This window comes from Promicromonospora sp. NPDC023987 (assembly GCF_040639055.1).
Classification (GTDB): domain Bacteria; phylum Actinomycetota; class Actinomycetes; order Actinomycetales; family Cellulomonadaceae; genus Promicromonospora.
On the sequence record NZ_JBEZZF010000007.1, the window covers coordinates 122665 to 130599 of the forward strand.

Annotated in this window: 2 protein-coding genes; both read left to right on the plus strand. The window is 66.8% G+C overall.

Annotated features, from left to right (window positions below; genetic code table 11):
• The first annotated feature begins 334 nt into the window (after positions 1-334).
• Positions 335-3847, plus strand: coding sequence for a DNA-directed RNA polymerase subunit beta (rpoB, locus tag AB0F40_RS05860; protein ID WP_357465132.1), 3513 nt, complete (start codon positions 335-337; stop codon positions 3845-3847).
• Positions 3848-3943: 96 nt separating this feature from the next.
• Positions 3944-7828 carry a DNA-directed RNA polymerase subunit beta' gene (locus AB0F40_RS05865; RefSeq protein ID WP_357465134.1) on the plus strand — a complete coding sequence of 1295 codons (3885 nt, stop codon included), beginning with the start codon at positions 3944-3946 and terminating at the stop codon, positions 7826-7828.
• Positions 7829-7935: the final 107 nt, after the last annotated feature.

The window sequence follows — 7935 nt, forward strand, 5'->3', positions numbered from 1 at the left end:
TCCGCCGACTGCAGAGGCCCGCACCCCTCGGGGTGCGGGCCTCTCGTGTTTCCGCAGTTCAGCCGCAGCGCCGGGGCAGTGCGGATACGCAACGATCCGACGATTATTGCGGTCTCGGCGTGCAGGGACTACGGCGACTAGACATACTTCAAGGAGATAGGTATGCTAGCGCTTTGCGCCCGCGTGTGCCCTCGACGCCTCCCCCTGCTTCCCGAAAGTCCTGGCTGCATCCCTGCTTGTGGGATGCCCTCCGGCGACCGGTGAAGTCCGGCAGAGCTTCCTGCAGCACCGCAGAGCGTACAGCGTTCACTCGAACTGCAGGGAAGGACCCCTCTTGGCTGCCTCGCGCACCCCTTCAGCTCCGTCCGCCGAAGCCATTGCGAACCGTACCGCTTCCCGTCGCGTTTCATTCGCAAAGATCTATGAGCCACTCGAGGTCCCCGACCTGCTTGGCCTTCAGACCGAGAGCTTCGACTGGCTTCTTGGTAACCCAGCCTGGCAGGGCCGGGTAGAAATTGCCAAGGCGGCTGGCCGTAATGATGTCCCGGAAACCTCGGGCCTCGAGGAGATCTTCGAGGAGATCTCCCCGATCGAGGACTTCGGCTCCTCGATGTCCCTCTCCTTCTCGAACCACCGCTTCGAGCCGCCGAAGTACACGGCGGACGAGTGCAAGGAGAAGGACTTCACCTACGCGGCCCCGCTGTTCGTCACCGCGGAGTTCGTCAACTACACCACTGGTGAGATCAAGAGCCAGACCGTCTTCATGGGTGACTTCCCGCTCATGACGGCCCGCGGCACCTTCATCATCAACGGCACCGAGCGTGTCGTCGTCTCCCAGCTGGTGCGTTCCCCGGGCGTCTACTTCGAGCGCACCCCGGACAAGACCAGCGACAAGGACGTCTTCTCCGCGAAGATCATCCCGTCGCGTGGTGCCTGGCTCGAGTTCGAGATCGACAAGCGCGACGCCGTCGGCGTCCGTGTCGACCGCAAGCGCAAGCAGTCCGTCACGGTGCTGCTCAAGGCCCTCGGCATGAGCGAGGCGGAGATCCGCGAGGAGTTCGCCGAGTTCCCGTCGGTGCTCGACACGCTCGAGAAGGACCACGTCCACACCGAGGACGAGGCCCTGGTCGACCTGTACCGCAAGATCCGCCCGGGCGAGCCGCCCACGGTCGAGGCCGGTCGCGCGCTGCTCGAGAACTTCTACTTCAACCCGAAGCGCTACGACCTCGCGAAGGTCGGCCGCTACAAGGCGAACAAGAAGCTGGGCGTCGACGCGGAGCTGGGCGAGTCCACGCTGTCGCTGACCGACGTGGTCGCCACGATCAAGTACCTCGCCGCCCTGCACGCCGACAAGCAGGCCCTGTCCGGCATGCGTAACGGCAAGCCCGTCGAGGTGCGCGTCGAGGTCGACGACATCGACCACTTCGGCAACCGCCGCATCCGCGCCGTGGGTGAGCTCATCCAGAACCAGGTGCGCACCGGTCTGTCCCGCATGGAGCGCGTCGTTCGCGAGCGCATGACCACGCAGGACGTCGAGGCCATCACGCCGCAGACGCTGATCAACATCCGTCCGGTCGTCGCGTCGATCCGCGAGTTCTTCGGCACCTCGCAGCTGTCGCAGTTCATGGACCAGAACAACCCGCTCGCCGGTCTGACGCACAAGCGCCGTCTGAACGCGCTGGGCCCGGGTGGTCTGTCCCGCGACCGCGCCGGCATGGAGGTCCGTGACGTCCACCCGTCGCACTACGGCCGCATGTGCCCGATCGAGACCCCTGAGGGTCCGAACATCGGTCTGATCGGTTCGCTCGCGTCGTTCGGTCGCATCAACCCGTTCGGCTTCATCGAGACGCCGTACCGCAAGGTCGAGAACGGCAAGGTCACCGACAACATCGAGTACCTGACGGCCGATGACGAGGACCGCTACATCATCGCGCAGGCGAACACGCCGCTGCTCGCGGACGGCACCTTCGTCCTCGACCGTGTGCTCGTCCGCACCAAGGGTGGCGAGACCAACGACATCCCGGGTGCCGAGGTCGACTACATGGACATCTCGCCGCGCCAGATGGTGTCGGTCGCGACTGCCCTGATCCCGTTCCTCGAGCACGACGACGCGAACCGCGCCCTCATGGGCGCCAACATGCAGCGCCAGGCGGTGCCGCTGGTCCGGTCCGAGGCCCCCGTGGTCGGTACCGGCATGGAGCGCCGCGCGGCGGTCGACGCCGGCGACGTCATCGTGGCGACCAAGCCCGGTGTCGTCACCGAGGTCTCCGCCGACCTGGTGCTCGTCGCGAACGACGACGGCACGACGGGCTCGTACCGCGTGCACAAGTTCGTGCGCTCGAACCAGGGCACGAGCTACAACCAGCGCGTGCTGGTCGACGAGGGTGCGCGGGTAGAGAACGGCTCCGTGCTCGCGGACGGCCCGGCCACGGACGAGGGCGAGCTCGCGCTCGGCCGCAACCTGCTGGTCGCGTTCATGTCCTGGGAGGGCCACAACTACGAGGACGCGATCATCCTGTCGCAGCGCCTCGTCGAGGACGACGTCCTCTCCTCGATCCACATCGAGGAGCACGAGGTCGACGCTCGCGACACCAAGCTCGGCCCCGAGGAGATCACGCGGGACATCCCGAACGTCTCCGAGGAGGTTCTCGCGGACCTCGACGAGCGCGGCGTGATCCGCATCGGTGCCGAGGTCGGCGCCGGCGACATCCTGGTCGGCAAGGTCACGCCCAAGGGTGAGACCGAGCTGACCCCGGAGGAGCGCCTGCTGCGCGCGATCTTCGGCGAGAAGGCGCGCGAGGTGCGCGACACCTCGCTCAAGGTGCCCCACGGTGAGCAGGGCACGGTCATCGCCGTGCGCGAGTTCAACCGGGAGGACGGCGACGAGCTGCCCGCCGGCGTGAACCAGCTGGTGCGCGTCTACATCGCGCAGCGCCGCAAGATCACGGTCGGCGACAAGCTGGCCGGCCGCCACGGCAACAAGGGCGTCATCTCGAAGATCCTCCCGCAGGAGGACATGCCGTTCCTCGAGGACGGCACGCCGGTCGACGTCATCCTGAACCCGCTGGGTGTGCCGGGCCGCATGAACGTGGGCCAGGTGCTGGAGACCCACCTCGGGTGGATCGCCAAGCAGGGCTGGGACGTCTCGCTGGCGGAGGACAAGGGCGGGGAGTGGCTGGAGAGCCTCCCCGCGGTCGCGCACACGAGCGAGCCGGGCCGCCCTGTCGCCACGCCAGTGTTCGACGGTCTGGAGGAGGTCGCGCTCCGCGGTCTCTTCGGTGCCACGCTGCCCAACCGCGACGGTGAGCGGATGGTCAACCCGGACGGCAAGGCGCACCTCTTCGACGGCCGCTCCGGCGAGCCGTTCCCCGAGGCCGTCTCGACCGGCTACATGTACATCCTGAAGCTGCACCACCTGGTCGACGACAAGATCCACGCGCGCTCGACCGGCCCGTACTCGATGATCACGCAGCAGCCGCTGGGTGGTAAGGCGCAGTTCGGTGGTCAGCGGTTCGGTGAGATGGAGGTCTGGGCGCTCGAGGCGTACGGCGCCGCGTACACGCTCCAGGAGCTGCTCACCATCAAGTCCGACGACGTCCCGGGCCGCGTGAAGGTCTACGAGGCGATCGTCAAGGGCGAGAACATCCCCGACTCGGGCATCCCGGAGTCCTTCAAGGTCCTCCTCAAGGAGATGCAGTCGCTGTGCCTGAACGTCGAGGTGCTCTCGAGCGACGGTGTCTCCATCGAGATGAAGGAGTCGGACGACGAGGTGTACCGCGCCGCTGAGGAGCTCGGCATCGACCTCTCGAGGCGGCCGAACGCCGCCTCCAGCGTCGACGAGATCTGACACCGGTCCGCGCCCGCACTGCGGGCGCGGACCTGGACACCGGGCGCGGACCCGGACACCACGAGGGTTTTCGAGAACTTCAGGAAGTAGGACATCTTGCTCGACGTCAACGTCTTCGACGAGCTGCGTATCGGCCTCGCCACGGCCGAGGACATCCGTGCCTGGTCGCACGGTGAGGTCAAGAAGCCAGAGACCATCAACTACCGCACCCTCAAGCCGGAGAAGGACGGGCTCTTCTGCGAGAAGATCTTCGGTCCCACCCGCGACTGGGAGTGCTACTGCGGCAAGTACAAGCGCGTGCGCTTCAAGGGCATCATCTGTGAGCGTTGTGGCGTAGAGGTCACGCGCTCCAAGGTGCGCCGTGAGCGCATGGGCCACATCGAGCTCGCCGCTCCCGTCACGCACATCTGGTTCTTCAAGGGTGTGCCGTCCCGCCTGGGCTACCTGCTGGACCTGGCTCCGAAGGACCTCGAGAAGGTCATCTACTTCGCGGCCTACATGATCACGTCGGTCGACGACGAGGCCCGCCAGGAAGACCTGCCCAACCTGCAGAACGAGATCGATCTCGAGAAGAAGGAGATCTCCGACCGCCGGGACAACGACATCAACACCCGCGCCCAGAAGCTCGAGGCCGACCTGGCCGAGCTCGAGGCCGAGGGTGCCAAGGCCGACGCGCGCCGCAAGGTGCGTGACTCCGCCGAGCGCGAGATGGCACAGCTCCGGAAGCGTTCGGACCAGGAGCTGGACCGCCTCGAGCAGGTCTGGGACCGGTTCAAGAACCTCAAGGTCGCTGACCTCGAGGGCGACGAGATGCTCTACCGGCAGCTCCAGGACCGTTACGGCACCTACTTCGAGGGCGCCATGGGCGCCAACGCGATCCAGCAGCGTCTCCAGAACTTCGACCTGGACGCCGAGGCCGAGTCGCTGCGCGAGACCATCCGCTCGGGCAAGGGCCAGCGCAAGACCCGTGCCCTCAAGCGCCTCAAGGTCGTGAACGCGTTCCTGACGACCACGAACTCGCCGACCGCGATGGTGCTCGACGCCGTCCCGGTCATCCCGCCGGACCTGCGCCCGATGGTGCAGCTCGACGGTGGCCGGTTCGCGACGTCGGACCTGAACGACCTGTACCGCCGCGTCATCAACCGGAACAACCGCCTCAAGCGGCTCCTGGACCTCGGCGCGCCGGAGATCATCGTCAACAACGAGAAGCGGATGCTCCAGGAGGCCGTCGACTCGCTGTTCGACAACGGCCGCCGTGGTCGTCCGGTGACGGGCCCGGGCAACCGGCCGCTGAAGTCGATCTCCGACATGCTCAAGGGCAAGCAGGGCCGGTTCCGTCAGAACCTGCTCGGCAAGCGCGTCGACTACTCGGGCCGTTCGGTCATCGTGGTCGGGCCGCAGCTCAAGCTGCACCAGTGCGGTCTGCCCAAGCAGATGGCGCTCGAGCTGTTCAAGCCCTTCGTCATGAAGCGGCTCGTGGAGCTCAACCACGCGCAGAACATCAAGAGCGCCAAGCGCATGGTCGAGCGCACGCGTCCCGTCGTCTGGGACGTGCTCGAAGAGGTCATCACGGAGCACCCCGTGCTCCTGAACCGTGCGCCGACGCTGCACCGCCTGGGCATCCAGGCGTTCGAGCCGCAGCTCGTCGAGGGCAAGGCCATCCACCTGCACCCGCTCGTGTGCGGCGCGTTCAACGCCGACTTCGACGGTGACCAGATGGCTGTGCACCTGCCCCTGAGCGCCGAGGCGCAGGCCGAGGCCCGCATCCTCATGCTCTCGAGCAACAACATCCTCAAGCCGTCGGACGGCCGTCCGGTGACCATGCCTTCGCAGGACATGATCATCGGTCTGCACCACCTCACGAGCGACCGTCCGGGCGCCGTGGGCGAGGGCCGTGCCTTCGGTTCCGTGGCCGAGGCCATCATGGCGTTCGACCGCAACGAGCTGGACATCAACGCCAAGATCAAGCTGCGGATGTCGGACCTCGTTCCGCCGCTGAAGGACTTCGAGGCGCCCGAGGGCTGGGAGCAGGGGCAGCAGCTCCTGTTCGACACCACCCTCGGCCGGTACCTGTTCAACGAGGCGCTGCCCGTCGACTACCCGTACGAGAACGGGATCGCCGACAAGAAGCGTCTCTCCACGATCGTCAACGACCTCGCCGAGCGCTACCCGAAGGTCGAGGTGGCCGCTGCGCTGGACGCGCTGAAGGACGCCGGCTACCGGTGGGCCACGCGTTCGGGCGTCACGATCGCCATCTCCGACGTCGCTGCGCCGACCGAGAAGGGCGCGATCCTCGACGAGCACGAGGGCCGGGCGCTCAAGGTCCAGCAGCAGTTCGAGAAGGGTCTGATCACCGACGACGAGCGTCGTCAGGAGCTCATCGAGATCTGGACGCAGGCCACCGACCGAGTCGCTTCGGTCATGCGGACGAACCTCGAGAGCGACGCGCGCAACACCGTCATGCGCATGGTGGGCTCGGGTGCACGTGGTAACTGGATGCAGGTCCGTCAGATCGCCGGTATGCGTGGTCTTGTGGCGAACCCGAAGGGCGAGATCATCCCTCGCCCGATCAAGTCCAACTACCGCGAGGGCCTGTCCGTCCTCGAGTACTTCATCGCGACGCACGGTGCCCGTAAGGGTCTGGCCGACACGGCCCTCCGTACGGCGGACTCGGGTTACCTGACCCGTCGTCTGGTGGACGTCTCGCAGGACGTCATCATCCGCGAGGAGGACTGCGGTACCGAGCGTGGTCTTACGCTGCCGGTCGCCGAGAAGCTCCCCGACGGCTCGCTCATCCCGGACGACCGCGTCGAGACCAGCATCTACTCGCGCACCTTCGCGACCGAGGTGGTTGGCGCGGACGGGAACGTCATCGCGACCGCCGGGTCGGACGCGGGCGACGTCATCATCGACCAGGTGATCGCCGCGGGCATCGAGAGCGTCAAGGTCCGTTCGGTCCTGACGTGCGAGTCCCGTGTCGGTACCTGCGCCAAGTGCTACGGCCGCTCCCTGGCCACGGGTCTGCTCGTGGACATCGGCGAGGCCGTCGGCATCATTGCGGCGCAGTCGATCGGTGAGCCGGGCACGCAGCTGACGATGCGTACCTTCCACACCGGTGGTGTGGCTGCCGCTGAGGACATCACGCAGGGTCTGCCGCGTGTCACCGAGCTCTTCGAGGCCCGCACCCCCAAGGGTGAGGCGCCGATCGCGGAGTACACGGGTCGCGTGACGATCGAGGACACCGAGCGGACGCGTCACCTCGTGCTGACGCCGGACGACGGTGGCGAGGAGATCAAGTACCCGGTCACGAAGCGTGCGCGCCTCAAGATCGCGGACGGCGACCACGTCACCGTGGGTACGCAGCTCGTCCAGGGTGCTGTCGACCCGAAGAAGGTGCTGCGGATCCTCGGCCCGCGTGCCACGCAGACGCACCTGGTGGACCAGGTCCAGGAGACCTACCGCAGCCAGGGCGTGGACATCCACGACAAGCACATCGAGGTCATCGTGCGGCAGATGCTGCGTCGCGTGACCGTGCTCGACTCGGGTGACTCGCACCTGCTTCCTGGCGAGCTCGCGGAGCGCATGCGCTTCGAGGACGCCAACCGCAAGGCCGTGTCGGAGGGTGGCCAGCCGGCCGCCGGCCGTCCGGAGCTGATGGGTATCACGAAGGCTTCGCTCGCCACCGACTCGTGGCTCTCGGCGGCCTCCTTCCAGGAGACCACCCGAGTGCTCACCGAGGCGTCGATGAGCGGTCGTCGCGACCCGCTGCTGGGCCTCAAGGAGAACGTCATCATCGGTAAGCTCATCCCGGCCGGTACGGGTCTGCCCCGCTACCGCAACGTCGAGGTCGAGCCCACCGAGCAGGCCAAGGCCGAGCTCTACCCGAGCTTCGGCTACGACGAGATCGACTTCCCGACGCTCGGTATGGGCTCGGGCGAGGCCATCCCGCTGGAGGATCTGGACCTCGGCGACTTCCGCTGAGCTAGTTCCCCCTCGCCGAAGTAGAACCGTGGCGAGATAGAACTGGGGCTGAGGTGCTGATCAGCACCCAGCACCTGCACGGCGTCGTCCACCGTGGTCAGGTCGAC